Below are 22,940 nucleotides of genomic sequence, written 5' to 3'. Positions count from 1 at the left end.
TTAGCAGCGACAGAGAACTCCATCCCTGCAAAACGCCCCGCATCAAGCGGGGCGTAAGCGACTTAGAAGTGAATGACCGTGCGGATGCTCTTGCCTTCGTGCATCAGGTCGAAGGCCTCATTGATCTGTTCCAGCGGCATATTGTGGGTGATGAAGGTATCCAGAGGGATCTCGCCCTTCTGCGCCTTCTCCACATAGTTCGGCAGCTCGGTACGGCCTTTCACGCCGCCGAAGGCCGAGCCACGCCAGACGCGCCCGGTAACCAGCTGGAATGGACGGGTGGAAATCTCCTGGCCGGCACCGGCCACGCCGATGATCACCGACTCGCCCCAACCCTTGTGGCAGCACTCCAGCGCCGCACGCATCAGCTGCACATTGCCGATGCACTCGAAGCTGTAGTCGACGCCGCCATCGGTCATCTCGACGATGACTTCCTGAATTGGCTTGCTGTGCTCCTTGGGGTTGACGAAGTCGGTGGCGCCAAGTTGTTTGGCGATGTCGAACTTGCTCGGGTTGATGTCGATGGCGATGATCCGCGAGGCCTTGGCCATCTTCGCACCGATGACGGCCGCCAGACCGATGCCGCCCAAGCCGAAGATCGCCACGGTGGCGCCCTCTTCCACCTTGGCCGTGTTGAGTACCGCACCGATGCCGGTGGTGACGCCGCAGCCGAGCAGGCAGACCTTGTCCAGCGGCGCTTCCTTGGGAATCTTGGCCAGGGAAATTTCCGGCAGCACGGTGTATTCGGAGAAGGTCGAGCAACCCATGTAGTGGTAGATCGGCTGGCCCTGATAGGAGAAGCGCGAGGTGCCGTCCGGCATCAGGCCCTTGCCCTGGGTAGCCCGTACGGCCTGGCACAGGTTGGTCTTGCCCGAGGTGCAGAACTTGCAGGTCCGGCATTCGGCGGTATACAGCGGGATCACGTGATCGCCGACGGCCAGCGAGGTCACACCTTCACCCACTGCTTCGACTATGCCGCCACCCTCATGGCCGAGGATGCAGGGGAATACGCCTTCCGAGTCTTCGCCGGACAGGGTGTAGGCATCGGTGTGGCAGACGCCGGTGGCGACGATGCGCACCAGCACTTCACCGGCCTTCGGCGGCTCGACATCCACTTCGACGATTTGCAGCGGCTGATTGGCGGCAAAGGCAACGGCGGCACGTGACTTGATCATGACAGGACCCTCAGGAGCGTGGGAAAAAGCCAGTATAATTCACGACCAATAAGGGATAATCGTTCATTTGATAAAACATTATTGCTACTGAGGGATAATAATTGAGCGGACAGGGCTGGGAAGGATTGGATGAGTTCGTCGCGGTAGCCGAATGCGGCAGCTTCTTGCGCGCCGCCGAACGTCTGCGCGTGTCGTCGTCCCATGTCAGCCGCCAGGTGGCACGCCTGGAGGAACGCCTGCAGGCACGCCTGTTCTATCGCACCACCCGACGCGTCTCCCTTACCGAAGCCGGACAGACATTTTTCAGCCGCTGCCAGCGACTGATCGAGGAGCGCGACGAAGCCTTTCTCGCCGTCAGCGACCTGCACGGGACGCCAAAAGGTCTGCTGCGCATGACCGCGGCCGTAGCCTACGGCGAGCGCTTTATCGTGCCGTTGGTGAACGAGTTCATGGCACAACACCCACAACTGCGGGTCGAAATCGAACTGTCCAACCGCCCCCTTGACCTGGTGCAGGAAGGTTACGACCTGGCCATCCGCCTCGGCCGCCTCAGCGAGTCGAGCATGGTCGCCACCCGCATCGCACCTCGCGCGCTCTACCTCTGTGCATCGCCAAGTTATCTGCAGCGCTATGGCCGACCACATACCCTCTCGGAACTGTCCCGACACAATTGCCTGATCGGTACTAGCGACACCTGGATGCTGCAAGTCGAGGGGCGCGAGCAACCGTTCAAGCCCAGCGGTAACTGGCGCTGCAACAGTGGTCAGGCGGTACTGGATGCGGCACTCAACGGCCTGGGACTATGCCAACTACCGGACTATTACGTGCTCGAACTGCTGCGTCGCGGCCTGCTGGTTTCCCTGCTGGAGGACAACCGTCCGCCTGACAGTGCGGTCTGGGCGGTCTATCCACAACGGCGCTATCCATTGCCCAAGGTGCGCTTGCTGATCGACAGCCTCAAGCAGGGTTTGGCTCTACGCCAAGAGTACAGCTGAACAAAGAACACAGAATGTAACAGAGCACAGACGCCCATTCGCCAAGGGCGCAACCCCGCCAGCCGGGCAGCGGACGCCTAGAACGGGACCACTCAGAGCACTCAGCGCCGGGCTGCCGGAGAGCGGACTGAGGCCTTACCCAAGAATCCTGCTTGACCTGAACCGCCACAAAGCAGGATTCTTAGCCCAAGGCTCTCGTCAGGCGAGCCTGAGTCACGACGCCATACACAAGGAAAAGCACCATGCAAATTCTAGTGAACAGCGACAACCATATTGATGGCTCCGAAGCACTGGCCGTAAAAGTACGGACCCATATCGAACACAAACTCCAGCGTTTCGAGGAGCACCTGACCCGAATCGAAGTCCACCTCAACGATGAAAATGCGCACAAACATGGCGCCCTGGACAAACGCTGCCAAGCCGAAGCCCGGATCAAGGGGCGAGCTCCGATCTCCGTGACGCACAATGCCGAATCACTGCATCTGGCTTTTGAGGGGGCGACAGAAAAACTCAGCCATGCGGTCGAACGCGTCATAGGCAAGGCCCGCGAAGCACGCGTCAAGCAAGTCTTCACCGAAGTGCATATCCCGGAGGAGGAGCTTTCGGACATCGCCTAACTGCGCCAGCCCTGTTCAGTGCAATGGTTCTTTTGCACTGAACCCTTTGAAACCGTCGCGACCCGGTCGCGACGGTTTCAAATCCAAGCCTTTGCCGCCTTGCTACAACTCATCCCCCACAGACCCTGATACCCAGACGGAGCACAGCTTAATCAGGCGCCTTGTCACGCCAAAGCTGGCTCAGCCACTGCAAGTCCTCAGGATGGGTGATCTTCAGGTTGTCCGCCCTCCCCTCGACCAGACGCGGCGCCAACCCCACCCACTCGATAGCCGACGCCTCATCTGTGAGTATGACGCCCGCCGCCAAAGCCGCTTGCATGGCCTTGCGTAGCGGCCCCAAACGAAACATCTGCGGTGTGTAGGCTTGCCAAATTGCCCGCCGGTCGACGGTTTGCAGCACCCGTCCAGCGTCGTCTACCTGCTTCAGCGTATCGCGCACCGGGACACCCAACAGCCCCCCAACCGAGTCCTGCGCCAGGGTGCCAAGCAATTTGTCCAAGTCCTCACGGGCCAGATTGGGGCGCGCGGCGTCATGCACAAGCACCCAGTCCGAATCGCTCGCCCCTAACTCCACCATGCGCAGCAGGCCACTGAACACAGAGTCAGCCCGCTCGCCGCCTCCTGCGACGCGCTCGACACGAGAGTCGCGGGCACAGGGCAGCTCCGGCCAGAACGGATCATCCGCAGCCAGACTGACCAGCAAGCCCTTGAGTTGTGGATGCTCGAGAAAGCAGCTCAGGGTATGCTCGAGGATCGAGCGCCCCGCTACCTGCAGGTACTGCTTGGGCCGATCGGCGCGCATCCGCGCACCAATGCCTGCCGCTGGAATCACCACCCAGAAACCGGGCAGAACGAACTTCGTCACTCGGCCAACTGATAGAGGGTCTCGCCCTCTTTGACCATGCCCAGTTCGTGGCGGGCGCGCTCCTCAACGGTTTCCATGCCCTTTTTCAGCTCCCTGACTTCCGCCTCGAGGATGCGATTACGCTCCAGCAGGCGCTCGTTCTCGCCCTGTTGATTGTCGATCTGCTGACTCAGTTCGGTCACCTGAGCCAGGCTTCCGTCGCCCACCCACAGGCGATACTGCAGGCCAGCCAGCAGCAGAATGAGTACAACGAATAACCAGTAAGGATTACGCATAACGGCAAAAGTATCCGAACGAAAGAAGGGCGACTCGCGCCGCCCTTCTTTTATCACGCCTGCAATCAACCACGAAACTCAGCGCGACCGCGATACGCCGCCTTGCCTGCCAACTGCTCTTCGATGCGCAGCAACTGGTTGTACTTGGACACTCGGTCGGAACGGCACAGGGAACCGGTCTTGATCTGACCCGCGGCGGTGCCCACAGCCAGGTCGGCGATGGTGCTGTCTTCGGTTTCACCCGAGCGATGCGAAATCACTGCAGTGTAGCCTGCGGCCTTGGCCATCTGGATGGCTTCCAGGGTCTCGGTCAAGGTACCGATCTGATTGAATTTGATCAGGATCGAGTTGCCGATCGACTCATCGATGCCGCGCTTGAGAATCTTTGTATTGGTTACAAACAAGTCATCGCCGACCAGCTGTACCTTCTTACCAATCTTGTCGGTCAGAACCTTCCAGCCAGCCCAGTCGGACTCGTCCATGCCATCTTCGATGGAGATGATCGGGTAACGCTCGGCCAGGCCGGCCAGGTAATCGGCAAATCCAGCAGCGTCGAAGACTTTGCCTTCGCCGGCCAGGTCGTACTTGCCGTCGCTGAAGAACTCGCTCGAGGCGCAATCCAGGGCCAGGGTCACGTCGTCGCCCAAGGTGTAGCCGGCATTGGCCACTGCCTCGGCGATAGCCGCCAGAGCGTCTTCGTTGGAAGCCAGGTTCGGCGCGAAACCACCTTCATCACCGACAGAAGTGCTCAGGCCGCGAGCTTTCAGTACAGCCTTGAGGTGGTGAAAAATCTCGGTACCCATGCGCAGCGCATCGGCGAAGGTCTTGGCACCGACCGGCTGGACCATGAATTCCTGGATGTCGACGTTGTTATCGGCATGCTCACCGCCGTTGATGATGTTCATCATCGGTACCGGCATGGAGTACACGCCCGGGGTGCCATTGAGGTCGGCAATGTGCGCGTACAGCGGCACGCCTTTGGCCTGAGCAGCGGCCTTGGCGGCAGCCAGGGATACCGCGAGAATGGCATTGGCGCCCAGGGCGGCTTTGTTTTCGGTGCCGTCGAGGGCAATCATTGCCTGATCCAGGGCTTTCTGGTCAGTGGCATCTTTACCCAAGAGCAGGTCGCGGATCGGACCATTGATATTGGCCACGGCCTTCAACACGCCCTTGCCCATGTAACGGCTCTTGTCGCCATCACGCAGTTCCAGTGCTTCGCGCGAACCGGTAGAAGCACCGGACGGCGCGCAAGCGCTGCCGATGATGCCGCCATCGAGAATCACATCGGCTTCCACAGTCGGGTTACCACGGGAATCGAGAACCTCACGGCCTTTGATGTCGACGATCTTTGCCATTGCGTGTAGCACTCCAAAAAGTTGACGAAAAGGGTAGTACCGAGTTGCACACTCAGTGCGCGCCGGAAGCTACTCCAGCGCGCAACATGTACCGACTAATTAGCCAGATTGTATACAAGGCGCACTTTACCGGAGAACTGCCGTTTCAGGCAGTCTCAATCGGCGCAAAACTCTTGATCAGATCATCCAACTGCTTGAGCTGGGTGAGGAATGGCTCCAGCTTGTCCAAACGCAGGGCACAAGGGCCGTCACACTTGGCGTTGTTCGGGTCTGGATGCGCTTCCAGGAACAGCCCAGCCAAGCCCTGGCTCATGCCTGCCTTGGCCAAGTCAGTGACCTGGGCACGACGCCCGGCGGCGGAGTCAGCACGCCCGCCCGGCATCTGCAGGGCATGGGTGACGTCGAAGAATACTGGGTACTCGAACTGCTTCATGATGCCGAAGCCGAGCATGTCCACCACCAGGTTGTTGTAACCGAAGGAGGTGCCGCGCTCGCAGAGGATCAATTGATCATTACCCGCTTCCACGCACTTGGCCAGGATGTGTTTCATTTCCTGGGGTGCAAGGAACTGGGCTTTCTTGATGTTGACCACCGCACCGGTCTTGGCCATGGCCACGACCAGGTCGGTCTGCCGCGAGAGGAAGGCCGGCAACTGGATGATGTCGCACACATCCGCCACCGGCTGCGCCTGATGCGGCTCATGCACATCGGTGATCAGCGGTACGCCGAAGGTCTTCTTCAGTTCTTCGAAAATCTTCAGGCCCTCATCCAAGCCAGGACCACGGAACGAGCTGACCGAGGAGCGATTGGCCTTGTCGAAGCTGGCCTTGAACACGTAGGGAATGCCGAGTTTCTCGGTGACTCGCACGTACTCTTCGCAGGCGCGCATCGCCAGATCACGCGACTCGAGGACATTGATGCCGCCGAACAGCACGAACGGCTTGTCGTTGGCGATCTCGATGCCACCAACGCGGATGATTTTCTGCGCCATGCCTTAGGCCTTCTTCGCTTGCTGAGCCAGAGCGGCGTTGACGAAACCACTGAACAGTGGGTGACCATCACGCGGCGTCGAGGTGAACTCGGGGTGGAACTGACAAGCGACGAACCAGGGATGATCCGGCGCTTCCACCACCTCAACCAGGGCACCGTCGCCGGAGCGACCGGTGACCTTGAGGCCAGCCTCGGTCAGCTGCGACAGCAGGTTGTTGTTCACTTCGTAGCGGTGCCGATGACGTTCGACAATCACATCCTTGGCATAGCATTGGTACACCTGCGAACCGGCCTGCAACTGGCAATCCTGAGCGCCGAGACGCATGGTACCGCCCAGATCGGAAGCATTGGTGCGCTGTTCGGTCACGCCCGTGGCATCCTGCCATTCGGTGATCAAACCCACGACCGGATGCTCGCTGGTGGTATCGAACTCGGTGGAGTTGGCATCCGTCCAGCCCAGCACGTTGCGGGCAAACTCAATCACGGCAACCTGCATACCGAGACAGATGCCCAGGTAAGGAATCTTGTTTTCGCGGGCGTATTGCACGGTCTGAATCTTGCCTTCCACGCCCCGCAGGCCAAAGCCGCCAGGGACCAGAATGGCATCGACGCCCTCGAGCAGGCTGACGCCCTTGTTCTCGATGTCTTCGGAGTCGATATAACGCAGGTTGACCTTGGTACGATTCTGGATGCCGGCATGGCTCATCGCTTCGATCAGCGACTTGTAGGCGTCCAGCAACTCCATGTATTTGCCAACCATGGCGATGGTGACTTCCTTTTCCGGATTGAGCTTGGCATCGACCACGCGATCCCATTCGGACAGGTCGGCCCCACCGCACTCCAGGCCGAAACGCTCAACGACGAAATCATCCAGACCCTGGGCATGCAGCACGCCCGGAATCTTGTAGATGGTGTCGACGTCTTCCAGGGAAATCACCGCACGCTCTTCAACGTTGGTGAACAGGGCGATCTTGCGCCGCGAAGACACATCCACCGGATGGTCGGAGCGGCAGATCAGCACGTCCGGCTGCAGGCCAATGGAACGCAGTTCCTTGACCGAATGCTGGGTTGGCTTGGTCTTGGTCTCGCCCGCCGTGGCGATGTACGGCACCAGTGTCAGGTGCATCAGCATGGCGCGCTTGGCACCCACTTCGACGCGCAACTGGCGAATCGCCTCGAGGAACGGTTGTGACTCAATGTCACCCACCGTGCCGCCGATCTCGACCATCGCCACGTCAGCATCGCCGGCGCCCTTGATTATGCGGCGCTTGATCTCATCGGTGATATGCGGAATGACCTGAATGGTCGCGCCCAGGTAATCACCCCGGCGCTCGCGGCGCAGCACGTCTTCATAGACGCGACCGGTGGTGAAGTTGTTGTTCTGGGTCATGGTCGTGCGGATGAACCGCTCGTAATGACCCAGGTCGAGGTCGGTCTCAGCGCCGTCGTGGGTGACGAACACCTCACCGTGCTGGAACGGGCTCATGGTGCCTGGATCGACGTTGATATAGGGATCCAGCTTGAGCATCGTGACCTTCAGGCCCCGCGCCTCCAGGATAGCCGCCAATGAAGCCGAAGCGATGCCTTTCCCCAATGAAGAAACAACACCACCCGTGACGAAGATGTAGCGCGTCATGAAAAACCCTAGAAGTCTGCGTTTAAGCGGTTTGCGCCGCCGGGGAAAGCGAAGGAAGGCCGAAGCCCCAATTACGATCAGCGCCGTAACTGGCAAGCAGTTGCCGACTCCAATTCTCAAGACGAATTCTCAAGACAAAAAGGAATCTACAAAAGCTCTAATAAGACGGGAGGGTAGTCTACCGGAAAGGCCTTTTCAGCTCAAACCTTGATCACAGGTCGGCGGCCGCCAACTGAGCTGCCATTGGCCATCAGCTGGCCTGTCCAAGCTAGGCAGATTGGCCACGGCCCGAACCTCGCCATTACACAACAGCAAAGGCAGGCGCCCCCGAACGAAAACGGGAACCTGCCGCTCATTGAGTAAACGCTTCAGATCACGATGACCACGCCCCGGCAGATTCAACACCTCGCCACCCTGGCGATAGGCCAGACGCCACTCACCAGCGGGCAGCCGACCATCGATGTAAGCACTGCCGTTGTTCGGCAAGTTCAGCGTTTGCTGCGCCCGCACCTGAATCTCCGGCGCAGCGGGCGCCTGCAGCCAGTCACCTGCCAACCACCACAACCGCTGGTCGGCTCGGTGCAACTCGCCTGTCGCCAGGCGCCAGATCGGCGACGAGTCGGCGGCAGCATCGCGCAGCCCGCGCCAGCCAGCCCAGTGCTCGGTATCCGGCATCGGCGTCAATATGCGTAGCCAGTAGCGCAAGGCATTGCGCTGACGTGCATCGCTCAAGGCGCGCATTGGAACCATGGCAAGACTCGGCAGATTCAACCAGCCAACGGAGCATGGCGTACGCACCAACTGCAGATCCTGCTGCGCCAGCTCGTCGAGCAACTCTGCGGCCTCACTCAGGTGCCCTGCGGTTCGCGCCATGCTGGCCGCAGCCTGCGGCCAACGTCCGGACAGTATCGGCATCACTTGATGACGCAGGTAATTGCGCGAGAAATGCTTATCGAGATTGGACGGATCTTCCACCCAGCATAACTGATGCTCGACGGCATAAGCCTGCAACTCCGCCCGGGAACAGTTGAGCAAAGGCCGCAGCAAGTGCCCCACGCCGAGCGGCCGACTCGGCGGCATAGCCGCCAGACCGGCCACGCCAGCACCGCGCAGCAGACGAAACAACAGGGTTTCCGCCTGATCATCGCGATGTTGCGCAGCGAGCAGCACCTCACCCGCACCCAGCACAGCCTTGAACGCCGCATAACGCGCATCCCGCGCGGCGCGCTCAAGACTCGCGCCCGACGACACCTGAACAGACTGAATGAGCAACGGCACGCCAAGCGCATCACACACACGCTGACAGTGCGCAGGCCAGGCATCAGCTGAGGCTTGCAAGCCATGATGAATATGCATAGCGGAGAGTGGCGGCAACGCCTCGGTTTGCCCGAGGCTGGCCAACAAATGCAACAACACGGTGGAGTCGAGACCGCCGGACAAGGCGATGCGCCAGGCCGGCGCATCGCGCCAGGGGGCCAGATTTTCCAGCACCCTGACCTGCAGACTCATTTAGGCGACGCCGTAGCTCATCAACCGCTCGTAACGACGCGCCAACAGCTCGGCAGTGTCCAGCGTTTTCAGGGTTTTCAACTGCGCGGCCAGTTCCTGACGGATCGATTCGGCGGCTGCAGCCGGGTCGCGATGGGCGCCACCCAATGGCTCGGCGATCACCTTGTCGACAATACCCAGGCCTTTCAGGCGCTCGGCGGTAATACCCATGGCCTCGGCGGCATCCGGCGCCTTGTCCGCGGTCTTCCACAGAATCGATGCACAACCTTCCGGGGAAATCACCGCATAGGTGGAGTACTGCAACATGTTCAGGCGATCGCACACACCAATGGCCAAGGCGCCACCGGAGCCCCCCTCGCCAATCACCGTGGCGATAACCGGGGTCTTCAGGCGGGCCATGACCCGCAGGTTCCAGGCAATGGCCTCGCTCTGACCACGCTCCTCGGCGTCGATCCCCGGGTAGGCGCCCGGCGTATCGATAAAGGTCAGAATCGGCATCTTGAAGCGCTCGGCCATTTCCATCAAGCGACAGGCTTTACGATAGCCCTCTGGACGTGGCATGCCGAAATTACGACGGACCTTCTCACGCACCTCACGGCCCTTCTGATGGCCGATCACCATCACCGGCTCACCGTCCAGACGCGCCACACCACCAACGATTGCCGCGTCGTCGGAGAAATGCCGATCGCCGTGCAACTCATCGAACTCGGTAAAGATGTGCTGCAGGTAGTCCAGCGTGTACGGGCGCCGTGGGTGACGGGCCAGTTTGGCGATCTGCCAGCTGTTCAGGTTGCCGAAAATACTTTCGGTCAAGGTGCTGCTCTTGTCCTGCAGGCGAGCGATCTCGTCGCTGATGTTCAGCGAATTGTCATTGCCGACCAGGCGAAGCTCTTCGATCTTGGCTTGCAGGTCGGCGATCGGCTGTTCGAAATCGAGAAAATTCGGGTTCATAGGCATCCGTCTTGCGTCGACGGCCAAGTGGCCGGGGAGCTGTATCCGTTTGGCGCCCTACCTTATAGGATCAGGCGCATTCAGGTCGACACCAGGGTTTGTACGAAACGCATCCAAACACAGGTTTTTCGTACAAAGCCTAACAAGTGTCGCAACCAAGGTGCGAGGCCTGGGCCCCACAAATCAGCGGTAGTGCAGGAAGACGTTGTCTCGCCCGAACTGGTCACGCAATGCCTGAATCAAGCTGTCGGCCGGCTCGATTTTCCACCCGTCGCCGAACTGCAACAAGGCACGCGCATCGTCGCCCGTGTAATCCAGGGTGACCGGACAGGCGCCGCGATGGCGACCGCACAACTCAGCCAGCCAACGCAGGCGGTCGCCCTTCAGCGCAGCACTGACGACCTTCAGTCGCAGGCTGTCGGCCAGTCCGGTGCGAGCTTCCTCCAGGCTCATCACGCGCTTGGCGCGCAGGCGCAAGCCACCAGAGAAATCGTCGTTGCTCACCTCGCCCTCGACCACCACCAGGGCATCGGTTTGCAGCAAGGCCTGGGCACTATTGAAGGCATCGGCGAACAACGAGGCTTCGATTCGCCCCGAACGGTCGTCCAGGGTAATGAAGCCCATCTTGTCGCCCTTCTTGTTCTTCATCACCCGCAGATTGATGATCAGGCCGGCCACTGTCTGGCTATCGCGCGCCGGTTTCAGGTCGATAATCCGCTGGCGCGCAAAACGTCGCACCTCGCCCTCGTATTCGTCGATCGGATGACCGGTCAGGTACAGCCCCAGAGTGTCCTTCTCGCCTTTCAGGCGCTCTTTCAGCGACAGTTCGCGCGCGTTGCGGTGGCTGGCATAGACATCCGTCTCGGCATCGGCAAACACCCCGCCGAACAGGTCCATATGGCCACTATCATGGCTACGCGCCGTCTGCTCAGCGGCTTGCACCGCTTCCTCCATCGAGGCGAGCAGCACCGCCCGATTACGGTCGATATTGGCGTGGTAGGCCTTGATCTCGTCATGAAAGTAAGGCCCCAACCGATCCAGCGCGCCGCCGCGCACCAGCGCTTCTAGGGTGCGCTTGTTGATGCGCTTGAGGTCGATCCGCGAACAGAAATCGAATAGATCCTTGAACGGGCCATCGCGACGTGACTCGACAATGGCTTCGACCGGGCCTTCGCCCACGCCCTTGATCGCGCCCAGACCATAGACGATTCGACCGTCGTCATTGACCGTAAACTTGAACTCCGAAGTGTTCACGTCCGGCGCATCGAGGCGCAGCTTCATGCTGCGGCACTCCTCGATCAGGGTTACCACCTTGTCGGTGTTGTGCATATCCGCCGACAGCACCGCAGCCATGAAGGCGGCAGAGTGGTGGGCCTTGAGCCAGGCGGTCTGATAAGACAGCAGGCCATAAGCGGCCGAGTGCGATTTGTTGAAACCGTAGCCGGCGAACTTCTCCACCAGGTCGAAGATGTTGCCGGCCAGGTCTGCATCGATGTTGTTATTGGCACAGCCTTCGATAAAGCCGCCGCGCTGCTTGGCCATCTCCTCGGGCTTTTTCTTACCCATGGCGCGACGCAGCATGTCCGCACCGCCCAGGGTGTAACCTGCCATGACCTGGGCAATCTGCATCACCTGTTCCTGATACAGGATGATGCCGTAGGTGGGCTTGAGCACCGGCTCCAGGCCCGGGTACTGATAGTCCTGGTGCGGGTAGGAAATCGGTTCGCGACCATGCTTGCGGTTGATGAAGTCATCCACCATGCCGGACTGCAGCGGGCCCGGACGGAATAACGCCACCAGTGCGATCATGTCTTCCAGGCAGTCGGGCTTGAGCTTCTTGATCAGCTCCTTCATACCGCGTGACTCGAGCTGGAACACCGCCGTGGTCTCGGCCTTCTGCAGCATCGCAAAGGTCGGCTTGTCATCCAGCGGGATGAAATCGATGTTCAGGTCGGGCAGACCTTGCTTGGCCTGCTCGCGATTGATGGTCTCCATCGCCCATTTGATGATGGTCAGGGTGCGCAGGCCGAGGAAGTCGAACTTGACCAGACCCGCCGACTCCACATCATCCTTGTCGAACTGAGTGACCAGGCTGCCACCCTCGTCATCGCAGGCGATCGGCGAGAAGTCGGTCAGCTTGGTCGGCGCGATCACCACGCCACCGGCGTGCTTGCCGGTACCCCGGGTGATGCCCTCCAGCTTCAGCGACATCTCCCAGATTTCCGCCGCCTCCTCGTCGACCTTGAGGAAGTCGCGCAGCGGCTCCTCCATCTCGTAGGCCTTCTCCAAGGTCATCCCCACCTCGAAGGGAATCATCTTCGACAGACGATCAGCCAGGCCATAGGACTTGCCCTGCGCCCGCGCCACGTCGCGCACCACCGCCTTGGCCGCCATAGTGCCGAAGGTGATGATCTGGCTGACCGCATTACGCCCGTATTTCTCGGCCACGTAATCGATCACCCGGTCGCGGCCATCCATGCAGAAGTCGACGTCGAAGTCGGGCATCGATACCCGCTCGGGGTTTAGGAAGCGCTCGAACAGCAGGTCATAGGCCAGCGGGTCGAGGTCGGTGATCTTCTGCACATAGGCCACCAGCGAGCCGGCACCCGACCCTCGGCCAGGGCCAACCGGCACGCCATTGCTCTTGGCCCACTGGATAAAGTCCATAACGATGAGGAAGTAGCCGGGAAAACCCATCTGGATGATGATATCCAGCTCGAAATTCAAGCGGTCGATATAGACCTGCTTCTTCGCCTCATAGTCTGGTGTGTTCTTGGGCAGCAACACCTCAAGCCGTTCATCCAGGCCATCGAAGGAGACCTTGCGGAAGTACTCGTCCATGGTCATGCCGGCCGGCACCGGGAAGTCGGGCAGGAAGTATTTGCCCAGCTGCACCTCGATATTGCAGCGCTTGGCAATCTCGACGGTGTTTTCCAGCGCTTCCGGCAAGTCGCTGAACAACTCCCACATTTCTTCCGGGGTCTTCAGGTACTGCTGATCCGAGTAACCGCGCACGCGCCGCGGGTCATCCAGCGAGCGCCCCTCACCGATGCACACCCGGGTTTCGTGAGCCTCATAATCGCCCTGCTTGATAAAGCGCACATCGTTGGTTGCCACCAACGGGGCGCCGACACGCTCGGCCAACGCCACAGCCGCGTGGAGATGCTCTTCATCATTGATCCGACTGGTGCGCTGCAACTCCAGATAGAAACGATCCGGGAATACCGCCAACCATTCATGCAGCAGCGCCTCGGCATCGGCCAGGTCACCATTGAGCAAGGCATGACCGATCTCGCCCTCCTTGGACCCGGACAGGGCGATCAGCCCTTCGGCAGCGCCCTTGACCCAGTCACGCTGGATAATCACCAGGTCGTTGCTCTGCCCCTCGGTCCAGCCGCGCGAGACCAGTTCGGTGAGGTTGCGATAGCCCAGGGTATTCATCGCCAACAAGGTCATGCGACTCAACGGACCATCTTCAGCGTCACTGGCCATCCAGATATCGGCGCCACAGATCGGCTTGATCCCGCCGCCCATCGCCGACTTATAGAACTTCACCAGCGAGCACATGTTGCTCTGGTCGGTGACCGCCACTGCAGGCATGCCCGCCCCTGCAACGGCCTTGATCAAGGGCTTGACCCTTACCAGACCATCGACCAGGGAATACTCGGTATGCAGACGCAGGTGGACGAACGAGGCAGTCATGGCAGTCCTATACAAAACACAAAAACGGCAAGGCCCGGATTGTACCGGGCCTTGGGGGAAACATCAGCTCAAGGCTTAACCACTTAGCGATTGTCCCAGATGCCCGGCTCCAACTTGGCTTGCACTTCTGGGTAGTGGCTGGCGTCGAATGTCGGCAGCTTGCCGGCCTGACGCTGCATGTTGTAATCGCGCGCCAGCTTGAGTGCCAAGTTCGACAGCAACAGGATGGCAACCAGATTGGTGATAGCCATCAGCCCCATGGACACGTCAGCCAAGCTCCAAACAAACGGCAAGGATGCCAACGCACCGAACATCACCATACCGAGCACCGCCAAACGGAATACCAGCAGCCCCGCCGGATGATTGTGCTCGAGAAACACCAGGCAGTTCTCTGCGTAAAAGTAGTTGGCGACTATGGAGGTGAAGGCGAAGAACAAAATCATCACGGCCAGGAAGTACTTACCCCAACCACCAACCTCGCTCGTCAGTGCCTGCTGCACCAACATGATCCCCTGAGCATCACCTGCCGGTACCTTGGCGAGCAGAATGATCGCAGCAGACGCCGTGCAGATCAGCATGGTGTCGATAAACACCCCGGCCATCTGCACATAGCCCTGAGATACCGGGTGGGGCGGATAAGGCGTGGCCGATGCGGCAGCGTTCGGTGCCGACCCCATGCCAGCCTCGTTGGAGAACAGGCCACGCTTGAAGCCATTCATGATCGCCGCACCAAGCGCACCGGCAGCCGCCTCATGCAGGCCGAAGGCGCTCTTGACGATCAATGCCAGCACAGAAGGAATTTCGCCAAGATTCATCAGGATGACGGTGATCGCTACGATCAGGTAAGCACCAGCCATGAAAGGCACAGCCAACTCGGAAAAACGTGCAATGGCCCGCAGACCGCCAAATATGATCAACGCAGTCATCAGCACAATACCCAGACCACTGGCCCACACAGGCACATTAAAGGCCCCCTGCATGGCACCACTGATGGTGTTGGCCTGTACCGAGTTGAAGACGAAGCCGAAGGCAATGATCAAGAAGACCGAGAACAGCACGCCCATCCAGCGCGCATTCAGGCCCTTTTCCATGTAGTAGGCGGGGCCACCGCGAAACAAACCTTGGTCGTCACGCACCTTGAACAACTGCGCCAGCGTTGCCTCGACAAAGCCCGTAGCCATACCGACCAGGGCGATCACCCACATCCAGAAAATTGCACCTGGGCCGCCCAGGGTAATGGCCACCGCCACACCGGCAATATTGCCGGTTCCAACCCGCGCCGCCAGCGACGTGCACAGCGCCTGAAACGAGGAGATACCCGCACCGTCACTCTGCCGACTGCCTTTGAGCACACTGAAGATATGGCCGAAATGGCGCAACTGAATCAATCCGAGCCGCGCACTGAAATACAGTCCGCAGCCGACCAGCAGCCAGATCAGCACCTTGCCCCAGATCAGGCCATTGAGTACATCGACGACCTGCGTGGCCATTTCTTGCATGAAAGACTCCCCCTGCCGCTTATGGCGACCTGTTCGTGGGTCTTGGGATAAAGACCGAAGATAAAACGCGCACCATCGCCGCCTAGAATGTGACGACTATCAGAGTAGACCGCGCAAAGGGGCGGCACTGTCCGCGATTAGCGGGCTGCTGGCCTACGAAAAAACGACCAAAGCGTTCAGTCAGGCGACATTACCTAGGGTCTGTTGCCATTTCATTCGCGGCCGCGCCGTAGTCTGTTTTTGCGCGAGGCAAGGCANNCTTCGGGTTGCGCGGGAAATGGCCCCCGCTGTTGTTGCAGGACTTGGCAAGGGAATGACCATTACCTGCGTCCTGCGCCTAATCGGGGGGGCATTTCTCACGGCAACGCGGCTCGCAATGAAACGGCAACAGCCCCTAGCGCGCTAGCACTCAAGCAACTTGCGTACGGGTGCGAACGAACGCCGATGAATCGGCGTTGGACCCAAACGTTGCAGGGCCTCCAGATGCACTGCGGTGGGATAGCCTTTGTGTCCGGCGATGCCATAGCCGGGGTATTGAGCATCCAGCACGCGCATTTCACGGTCGCGACTGACCTTGGCCAGGATCGACGCCGCGGCGATCGCCGGCACCTGGCTGTCGCCTTTGACTACAGCGGCGCTCGGCACCTGCAGATGGGGACAGCGATTGCCGTCGATCAACGCCAGCCTGGGCGTGATGCTCAAACCCTCGACCGCGCGCTGCATCGCCAGCATGGTGGCGTGGAGAATATTCAGACGATCGATCTCTTCCACCTCGGCCCGGGCAATGCACCAGGCCAGGGCTTTCTCACGAATCTCATCGAAGAGCGCGTCGCGCCGCGCTTCGCTTAGTTTTTTCGAGTCATTGAGGCCGAGAATCGGCCGCAGCGGATCGAGAATCACCGCGGCGGTCACCACGGCGCCACAGAGCGGCCCCCGGCCAACTTCATCGACCCCTGCCACCAGTTCCTGCACCAGGTTGAAATCGAGTCCCAACTGCATCAGCCCTGCTCCGCCAACCTGAGCACCGCCTCTGCAGCCTGGACAGACGCATCGCGACGCAGAGCACGGTGAATCACATCAAACCCTTCGGTTTGCACCTCGCCACCCGCAAGCAGCGGCGCCAACACCTGGGCCAAGGCCTCTGGTGTTGCGGCATCCTGAATCAATTCGGGCACCAGCAAGCGCTCGGCCAGCAGGTTGGGCAAAGAGATATAAGGCGTCGTGACCAAGCGCTTGAGAATTCGATAGGTGAGCGGCGCGACCTTATAGGCCACCACCATCGGCCGCTTGTACAGCAAGGCCTCCAGCGTCGCCGTGCCAGACGCAATGAGTACCGCATCACAGGCGGCCAGCGCATCGTGAGAGCGGCCATCGAGCAAGGTCAAGGACAAGTCACGCCCGACCAACAACTGTTCCAACTGCTCACGCCGCTCCCTGCTGGCACACGGCAAGACGAAACGAATGCCAGGACGCAGAGTCCGCAAACGCACGGCGGCATCCAGGAACAGGCTACCCAGACGCGCCACTTCACCACCCCGACTACCGGGCATCAAGGCGACTACAGGACTGTCCAGCGGCAAATCCAGTGCCGCTCGCGCTGCCATACGATCCGCCTGCACGGGAATCGCGTCGGCCAGTGGATGGCCGACAAAGCGAACCGGCACATTGTGCGCGTCGTAAAACTGCGCCTCGAAGGGGAACAGCGTCAGCATCAGGTCGCAGGCTTGGCGAATCTTCAGTACCCGCTTCTTACGCCAAGCCCAGACCGAAGGGCTCACGTAGTGCACCGTCTTGATTCCAGCACGGCGCAACTTGAGTTCGACATTCAGATTGAAGTCAGGTGCATCGATACCGATAAACACATCGGGTTTAGCGGCGATCAGGCTTTTGATCAGACGCTTGCGCCGAGCCAGCAACTCCGGCAAGCGGCCGAGCACTTCCACCAGGCCCATTACAGCCAGACGCTCCATTGGAAAATAGGAGCTCAGCCCTTCGGCCTGCATCAGCGGGCCGCCTACACCGATGAATTCGACATGCGCATGGCGGGCTTTCAGCGCCTGCATCAGACCTGCGCCGAGAATATCGCCGGAAGCCTCGCCAGCCACCAGCGCGACGCGCAATACATCCCCCATAAATTAGCGGGTGATGCCGCGTTTTGAGGCCTCGATCGAGTCACGGAACACCGCAACTTCGGGGAACTGCACGGAAGGCTCCGCCAGCTCCAGCAGCGCCTGCTCAATGGTCAGCCCCTGACGGTATACCGTCTTGTAGGCACGACGCAGGGCCTGGATGGCTTCGGCACTGAAACCACGCCGGCGCAGACCCTCGAAGTTCATGCTGCGCGCTTCGGCCGGGTTGCCCGAGACCGTCACATAAGCCGGCACATCCTTGCCAATTGCAGTCCCCATACCGGCAAAACTGTGTGCACCGATATGACAGAACTGATGCACCAGGGTGTAGCCGGACAAAATCGCCCAGTCCCCTATGTGCACGTGACCTGCCAACGCCGTGTTGTTGACCAGGATGCAATGATTACCGATCACGCTGTCATGACCAATATGGGCATAGGCCATAATCAGGTTGTGATCACCCACCGTGGTCTCATCACGATCCTGAATCGTGCCGCGATGCATGGTGACGCCTTCACGGATGATGTTGTGATCACCGATCACCAGGCGCGTTGGCTCACCTTTGTACTTGCGATCAGGGGTGTCTTCGCCGAGCGAAGAGAATTGGTAGACCCGGTTGTGCTTACCAATTTTGGTTGGCCCTTTGATGATCACATTAGGCCCAAGCACCGTACCCTCGCCAATTTCCACATCGGCCCCGACAATCGACCAAGGGCCGACGACGACGTCGTCGGCCAGCTTGGCGCTGGGATCGATAATGGCGCGAGGGTCAATCAAACTCATAGTTTGCGTTCCGCACAGATAATTTCAGCCGAACAGACTTCCTTACCTTCCACGCTGGCCTTGCAGGCAAACTTCCATATGCTGCGCTTGTTGCTCAGGTACGTGGCCTCGAGGATCAATTGATCGCCTGGCACCACTGGCTGACGAAAGCGTAGTTTGTCCGAACCCACGAAGTAATACAGGGTTCCATCAGCCGGCTTCACGCCCATCATCTTGAAGCCGAGAATACCAGCGGCCTGAGCCATGGCTTCGATAATCAACACACCCGGCATAATCGGATGCTCAGGAAAATGACCATTGAAGAATGGCTCATTGATGCTGACATTCTTATAGGCACGCACACACTTGCCCTCAACATCCAAGTCCACCACCCGATCCACCAGCAGGAACGGGTAACGGTGCGGCAAGTATTCGCGAATTTCGTTGATGTCCATCATTTCCGGAGAAGCCTGTAGTAAAAAAATAAGAGCACGGCAGTTACCGGCTCAGGCATCAGATGAGACGTTGCCGCTCGAGGTCACGGCAGCCAGCTGTTTTTCCAGCTGTTTGAGACGCCGCGCCATATCATCCAACTGACGAATCCGCGCAGCACTCTTCTTCCACTCACCCGCAGGCTGCATCGCGGTACCGGAGGAATAAGCCCCTGGCTCGGTGATCGAACGGGTAACCATGGTCATACCGGTGACGAATACGCCATCGCACACTTCGATATGCCCGACCATGCCGACACCGCCGGCGATCATGCAATTCTTGCCAATCTTGGTACTGCCAGAGATACCGACGCACCCCGCCATCGCGGTGTTGTCGCCGATCTGCACGTTGTGCGCGATCATGATCTGGTTATCCAGCTTGACCCCGTTACCGATTACCGTATCGGACAGCGCGCCACGATCAATGGTGGTATTGGCGCCAATTTCGACATCATCACCGATTTGCACCCCACCAATTTGCGCGATCTTCAGCCAGACACCCTTCTCACTGGCAAAACCGAACCCTTCACCACCAATTACTGCACCCGACTGAATCACTACCCGTCGACCTATGCGCACATCGTGATACAGGGTAACTCGCGGTGCGAGCCAACCATTTTCACCGATCACCGAGCGCGCGCCGATCACGCAATGCGCGCCGACCGTGACGCCGGCAGCGATCTGCGCACCGCTCTCGACCACAGCATAAGCGCCGATACTGGCACTGCTATCGATCTGTGCATCGGCGGCAATCAGCGCAGTCGCATGCACACCAGCCACGGCTTGCGGCTTGCGATCAAACAGATGAGACAGTGTTGCGTAAGCCAGATAAGGATTGGCTACGATCAGCGCGTCGCCGCTGTAGCTGTCGGCGTCGGCCGCAGTCAACAAAACCACTCCAGCACGACAGTCGCCCAGGTATTTGCGGTATTGCGGGTTGGCCAGGAAGCTCAGCTGATCGGGGCCGGCCTCCTGCAAAGTAGCCACACCACTGATCGTTTTATTGGCATCGCCACGCAGCTTCGCGCCCAAACGTTCAGCCAGCTGGCCGAGGTTAAAAACTGCAGCCGTCATGATCAGCGCAGCTGATTCATGCGCTCGATAACTTGGCGAGTGATGTCATATTGAGGCTTGACATCGATCACTGCACCGCGCTCGAGCACCAGGTCGAAGTTGCCTTTCTTGATCACTTCTTCAACCGCTTTATCCAGGTTGGGCTTGAGCTTCTTCAGCATCTCGCGATCGGCGATGGCCTTGGCTTCGTTCAACTCCTTGGACTGGAACTGGAAGTCACGGGCTTTTTGCTTGAACTCCAACTCCAGACGCTCGCGCTCGGCGGTCTGCATCTTCTCGCCATCTTTAACCATGCGATCCTGGATGCGCTTGGCATCACCTTCCAGTGTCTTCAGCTTGCTCAGCTGCGGGCCAAACTTCTTCTCGGCATCCACGGCATAACGCTTGGCCGCATCGGATTCGAGCAGGGCCATTTGATAGTTGAGTACCGCCACCTTCATTTCAGCGAATGCTGGGGTTGCCAGCAGGGCAGCACTTAATAGAACCAGTTGAGTCAACTTACGCACGATGCACTCCTGCAGAAACTGTTGTCGTTGCTCGGTAAACAGGCGCTTAGAACGTCTGGCCGAGAGAGAATTGGAATACTTGAGTATCGGCATCGTCCGGCTTCACCACCGGCATCGCCAGGCTGAAGCTCAGCGGCCCGAGGGCGGTGATCCAGGTCAGACCCACACCAACCGAACTGGCCAAATCACCGGGATTGATGCTGCCGCAGTCGGTCTGGGTTGGACCGCATGTGGTATCGAAGACATTACCCACATCCCAGAACAGTGCGGTGCGCAGCGAACGCTGATCCTTGACGAACGGCAGCGGGAACAGCAACTCCACCCCCCCCTGGACCAGTACGTTACCACCGAACGGGAGCGGGTCTTGATCCGGATCCGCCAAAGTACCTGGATTAGTACCGGTGCTCGGCGTACTACGCGGGCCTAGACTGCTGTCCTCGAAGCCACGCACCGAGTTGAAACCGCCGGCATAGTAGTTCTCGTAGAACGGAAGCTCCTCGGTGGAACCGTAGCTGTCGCCATAGCCCAGCTCGGTATGGAAGCGCAGGGTGTAGTTATCAGTTAGCGGCTTGAATACCTGGCCACGGTAATCGATCTTGAAGAACGACAGGTCGCTACCCGGGACCGTAGACTCCAGCACCAGGCTCTGGGAGTGCCCACGGTTGGCCATCACGCCGCGATTCAGGGTCGACTCGGACCAGCCCACCGAGGCTTTGAGGTTCAGGTAGCTGTCACCTTCGCGCTCGATGAAGTTGAAGATTTCATCTACGGTGTAAACGCCGGTATTAATAGTGTCCTGCTGGACCGTCAGACCATAGGTCAAGCGCGAGGTCTCGCTGATCGGGTAACCGATGCTCACCCCTGCACCCAGGCTGTCCACCGCAAAGCTGGAAACCTGAGTATCCAATTCGTCGTAGTCGGTGGTGCGATAAAAGGCGTTATAGCCCAGGCTCACGCCATCCGGCGTCCAGTAGGGGTCGACGAAGCCGAAGTTGTAGCGGCTCTGGTATTGGCTACGGGTCAAACCGACGCTGACCTTGTTACCGGTACCGAGGAAGTTGTTCTGGGTAATCGAACCACCAAGGATCAGACCCGCGTTCTGCGCGAAACCGACGCTGGCAGTAATCGAACCGGAGGCCTGCTCTTCAACGCTGTAGTTGACGTCGATCTGATCATCGGTGCCCGGCACCTGCGGTGTTTCGACGTTGACCTCCTTGAAGAAGCCCAGACGTTCGAGACGGGTTTTCGACTGATCAATCAAGTAGGTCGAGGCCCAACCACCCTCCATCTGACGCATCTCACGGCGCAGCACTTCGTCTTCGGATTTGGTATTGCCACGGAAATTGATGCGATTGACGTAGGCGCGCTTGCCCGGATCGACGAAGAAGGTGATCGATACCGTGTTGTCCTCATCATGAGCCTCTGGCACGCCATTGACGTTGGCAAAGGTATAGCCTTCATTACCCAGACGGCGAGTGATTAGCTCGGACGTGGTAGTCATCACCTTGCGCGAGAACACCTGCCCTTCCTTGGCCAGCAATAATGCCCTGACATCTTCTTCCGGCACCTTCAGGTCACCGCTGAGGCGCACTTCGCGAACTGTGTACTTCTGCCCTTCATCAACGTTGACGGTGATGTAGACGTGTTTCTTGTCCGGGGTAATGGAGACCTGAGTGGAGGAGATGTCCATGTTGATGTAGCCGCGATCCAGGTAATAGGAGCGCAGACGCTCCAAGTCACCGGACAGTTTCTCACGGGCGTACTTGTCATCGTTCTTGAAGAAGGACAGCCAGTTGCTGGTCTTCAACTCGAACAGGTCAATCAGGTCTTCGTCGGCGAAAACGCTATTGCCCACTACGTTGATGTGCTGAATGGCCGCAACCGAACCTTCACTGATATTGATCTTCAGCGCCACACGGTTGCGCGGCTGCGGAATCACTTCGGTTTCGATCTCCGCGGAGTAGCGGCCTTGGGCGACATATTGGCGCTGCAGTTCGTTACGCACCCCTTCGAGGGTCGCACGCTGGAAGATTTCGCCTTCTGCCAAACCAGATTGATTGAGGCCTTTGAGCAGGTCCTCACTGGTGATGGCTTTGTTGCCATCGATCTCGATGCTGGAAATCGACGGACGCTCGACGACGGTAATGACGAGTACATCGCCATCACGGCCGAGTTGAATGTCCTGGAAGAAACCGGATTTGAACAGTTCGCGCGTAGCTTCGACCAATGAGCGGTCGTCGGCTTGCTCGCCGCCATTCAGCGGCAAAGCACCAAACACGCTGCCCGCAGACACCCGCTGGAGGCCATTGACGCGAATATCGGAGATGGTGAAGGACTCGGCGTGAACTTCGGCGATCATCAATGCGGCAAGCACCGCAGGTAGCAGCAGACGTTTCATGAAGTCCTTTC

The 22,940-nt window shown here is 59.3% G+C and carries 19 protein-coding genes; 2 read left to right on the top strand and 17 right to left on the bottom strand.

The window, feature by feature from the left end:
- Positions 1-62 precede the first annotated feature (62 nt).
- The gene (locus TMS3_RS10455; protein ID WP_025165226.1) at positions 63-1,175 is read right to left on the bottom strand and encodes an S-(hydroxymethyl)glutathione dehydrogenase/class III alcohol dehydrogenase; all 1,113 of its coding nucleotides are present in this window, start codon (positions 1,173-1,175) and stop codon (positions 63-65) included.
- Positions 1,176-1,276: 101 nt separating this feature from the next.
- On the opposite strand from TMS3_RS10455, the gene TMS3_RS10450 reads away from it, so the two are divergent.
- Entirely contained in the window at positions 1,277-2,170 is an 894-nt protein-coding gene (locus tag TMS3_RS10450) for a LysR family transcriptional regulator (RefSeq protein ID WP_029866282.1), read from the top strand.
- A 242-nt stretch (positions 2,171-2,412) separates the two neighbouring features.
- Positions 2,413-2,787 carry an HPF/RaiA family ribosome-associated protein gene (locus tag TMS3_RS10445; RefSeq protein WP_025165225.1) on the top strand — a complete coding sequence of 125 codons (375 nt, stop codon included), beginning with the start codon at positions 2,413-2,415 and terminating at the stop codon, positions 2,785-2,787.
- Positions 2,788-2,935: 148 nt separating this feature from the next.
- On the opposite strand, the gene ispD is transcribed toward TMS3_RS10445, so the two are convergent.
- The 16 genes from ispD to bamA form a co-directional block, all read right to left on the bottom strand.
- Positions 2,936-3,652, bottom strand: a complete 717-nt coding sequence (gene ispD, locus TMS3_RS10440; protein WP_043301852.1) for a 2-C-methyl-D-erythritol 4-phosphate cytidylyltransferase — start codon at positions 3,650-3,652, stop codon at positions 2,936-2,938.
- Positions 3,649-3,927 carry a cell division protein FtsB gene (ftsB, locus tag TMS3_RS10435; RefSeq protein ID WP_025165223.1) on the bottom strand — a complete coding sequence of 93 codons (279 nt, stop codon included), beginning with the start codon at positions 3,925-3,927 and terminating at the stop codon, positions 3,649-3,651. Before ftsB ends, ispD begins: the two co-directional genes overlap by 4 nt.
- A 65-nt stretch (positions 3,928-3,992) precedes the next feature.
- Complete coding sequence (eno, locus tag TMS3_RS10430; RefSeq protein WP_025165222.1) at positions 3,993-5,282, bottom strand: phosphopyruvate hydratase; 1,290 nt, start codon at positions 5,280-5,282, stop codon at positions 3,993-3,995.
- Positions 5,283-5,427: 145 nt separating this feature from the next.
- Positions 5,428-6,273, bottom strand: a complete 846-nt coding sequence (gene kdsA / locus TMS3_RS10425; RefSeq protein WP_025165221.1) for a 3-deoxy-8-phosphooctulonate synthase — start codon at positions 6,271-6,273, stop codon at positions 5,428-5,430.
- Positions 6,274-6,276: 3 nt separating this feature from the next.
- Positions 6,277-7,908, bottom strand: coding sequence for a CTP synthase (locus tag TMS3_RS10420; protein ID WP_025165220.1), 1,632 nt, complete (start codon positions 7,906-7,908; stop codon positions 6,277-6,279).
- Between the two features lie 195 nt (positions 7,909-8,103).
- A complete protein-coding gene (gene tilS / locus TMS3_RS10415) occupies positions 8,104-9,417 on the bottom strand; it encodes a tRNA lysidine(34) synthetase TilS (protein WP_025165219.1) in 1,314 nt (437 codons plus the stop codon).
- Positions 9,418-10,368: an acetyl-CoA carboxylase carboxyl transferase subunit alpha gene (gene accA / locus TMS3_RS10410; RefSeq protein ID WP_025165218.1), complete on the bottom strand. Its 951-nt coding sequence runs from the start codon at positions 10,366-10,368 to the stop codon at positions 9,418-9,420.
- Between the two features lie 183 nt (positions 10,369-10,551).
- Entirely contained in the window at positions 10,552-14,070 is a 3,519-nt protein-coding gene (dnaE, locus tag TMS3_RS10405; protein WP_025165217.1) for a DNA polymerase III subunit alpha, read from the bottom strand.
- Between the two features lie 83 nt (positions 14,071-14,153).
- The gene (locus TMS3_RS10400; protein WP_025165216.1) at positions 14,154-15,569 is read right to left on the bottom strand and encodes an alanine/glycine:cation symporter family protein; all 1,416 of its coding nucleotides are present in this window, start codon (positions 15,567-15,569) and stop codon (positions 14,154-14,156) included.
- A gap of 402 nt (positions 15,570-15,971) precedes the next feature.
- Complete coding sequence (rnhB, locus tag TMS3_RS10395; RefSeq protein ID WP_025165215.1) at positions 15,972-16,568, bottom strand: ribonuclease HII; 597 nt, start codon at positions 16,566-16,568, stop codon at positions 15,972-15,974.
- Complete coding sequence (gene lpxB, locus TMS3_RS10390; RefSeq protein ID WP_025165214.1) at positions 16,568-17,701, bottom strand: lipid-A-disaccharide synthase; 1,134 nt, start codon at positions 17,699-17,701, stop codon at positions 16,568-16,570. The genes rnhB and lpxB overlap by 1 nt, the downstream gene beginning before the upstream one ends.
- 3 nt (positions 17,702-17,704) lie before the next feature.
- Positions 17,705-18,481 carry an acyl-ACP--UDP-N-acetylglucosamine O-acyltransferase gene (gene lpxA / locus TMS3_RS10385; RefSeq protein WP_025165213.1) on the bottom strand — a complete coding sequence of 259 codons (777 nt, stop codon included), beginning with the start codon at positions 18,479-18,481 and terminating at the stop codon, positions 17,705-17,707.
- Positions 18,478-18,918 (bottom strand): 3-hydroxyacyl-ACP dehydratase FabZ, encoded by a 441-nt coding sequence (gene fabZ, locus TMS3_RS10380; protein ID WP_025165212.1) that lies wholly within the window; start codon positions 18,916-18,918, stop codon positions 18,478-18,480. Before fabZ ends, lpxA begins: the two co-directional genes overlap by 4 nt.
- A 48-nt stretch (positions 18,919-18,966) precedes the next feature.
- On the bottom strand, positions 18,967-20,025 hold the full coding sequence (gene lpxD, locus TMS3_RS10375) for a UDP-3-O-(3-hydroxymyristoyl)glucosamine N-acyltransferase (RefSeq protein WP_043301851.1): 1,059 nt from the start codon (positions 20,023-20,025) through the stop codon (positions 18,967-18,969).
- Between the two features lie 2 nt (positions 20,026-20,027).
- Positions 20,028-20,531: an OmpH family outer membrane protein gene (locus TMS3_RS10370; RefSeq protein WP_025165210.1), complete on the bottom strand. Its 504-nt coding sequence runs from the start codon at positions 20,529-20,531 to the stop codon at positions 20,028-20,030.
- 46 nt (positions 20,532-20,577) lie between these two features.
- On the bottom strand, positions 20,578-22,929 hold the full coding sequence (gene bamA / locus TMS3_RS10365) for an outer membrane protein assembly factor BamA (protein WP_025165209.1): 2,352 nt from the start codon (positions 22,927-22,929) through the stop codon (positions 20,578-20,580).
- Positions 22,930-22,940: the final 11 nt, after the last annotated feature.

This window comes from Pseudomonas taeanensis MS-3 (genome assembly GCF_000498575.2).
GTDB classification, from domain to species: domain Bacteria; phylum Pseudomonadota; class Gammaproteobacteria; order Pseudomonadales; family Pseudomonadaceae; genus Aquipseudomonas; species Aquipseudomonas taeanensis.
This window is presented reverse-complemented; position numbering and strand designations above follow the sequence as displayed.

Bases quoted from the DNA above. Each gene is read 5' to 3' on its own strand.
- fabZ (WP_025165212.1), bottom strand. From the start codon at position 18,918: ATGATGGACATCAACGAAATTCGCGAATACTTGCCGCACCGTTACCCG.
- TMS3_RS10400 (WP_025165216.1), bottom strand. From the start codon at position 15,569: ATGCAAGAAATGGCCACGCAGGTCGTCGATGTACTCAATGGCCTGATC.
- TMS3_RS10445 (WP_025165225.1), top strand. From the start codon at position 2,413: ATGCAAATTCTAGTGAACAGCGACAACCATATTGATGGCTCCGAAGCA.
- dnaE (WP_025165217.1), bottom strand. From the start codon at position 14,070: ATGACTGCCTCGTTCGTCCACCTGCGTCTGCATACCGAGTATTCCCTG.
- TMS3_RS10455 (WP_025165226.1), bottom strand. From the start codon at position 1,175: ATGATCAAGTCACGTGCCGCCGTTGCCTTTGCCGCCAATCAGCCGCTG.
- lpxA (WP_025165213.1), bottom strand. From the start codon at position 18,481: ATGAGTTTGATTGACCCTCGCGCCATTATCGATCCCAGCGCCAAGCTG.
- rnhB (WP_025165215.1), bottom strand. From the start codon at position 16,568: ATGCAGTTGGGACTCGATTTCAACCTGGTGCAGGAACTGGTGGCAGGG.
- accA (WP_025165218.1), bottom strand. From the start codon at position 10,368: ATGAACCCGAATTTTCTCGATTTCGAACAGCCGATCGCCGACCTGCAA.
- bamA (WP_025165209.1), bottom strand. From the start codon at position 22,929: ATGAAACGTCTGCTGCTACCTGCGGTGCTTGCCGCATTGATGATCGCC.
- TMS3_RS10420 (WP_025165220.1), bottom strand. From the start codon at position 7,908: ATGACGCGCTACATCTTCGTCACGGGTGGTGTTGTTTCTTCATTGGGG.
- lpxD (WP_043301851.1), bottom strand. From the start codon at position 20,025: ATGACGGCTGCAGTTTTTAACCTCGGCCAGCTGGCTGAACGTTTGGGC.
- ftsB (WP_025165223.1), bottom strand. From the start codon at position 3,927: ATGCGTAATCCTTACTGGTTATTCGTTGTACTCATTCTGCTGCTGGCT.
- kdsA (WP_025165221.1), bottom strand. From the start codon at position 6,273: ATGGCGCAGAAAATCATCCGCGTTGGTGGCATCGAGATCGCCAACGAC.
- lpxB (WP_025165214.1), bottom strand. From the start codon at position 17,701: ATGGGGGATGTATTGCGCGTCGCGCTGGTGGCTGGCGAGGCTTCCGGC.
- tilS (WP_025165219.1), bottom strand. From the start codon at position 9,417: ATGAGTCTGCAGGTCAGGGTGCTGGAAAATCTGGCCCCCTGGCGCGAT.
- eno (WP_025165222.1), bottom strand. From the start codon at position 5,282: ATGGCAAAGATCGTCGACATCAAAGGCCGTGAGGTTCTCGATTCCCGT.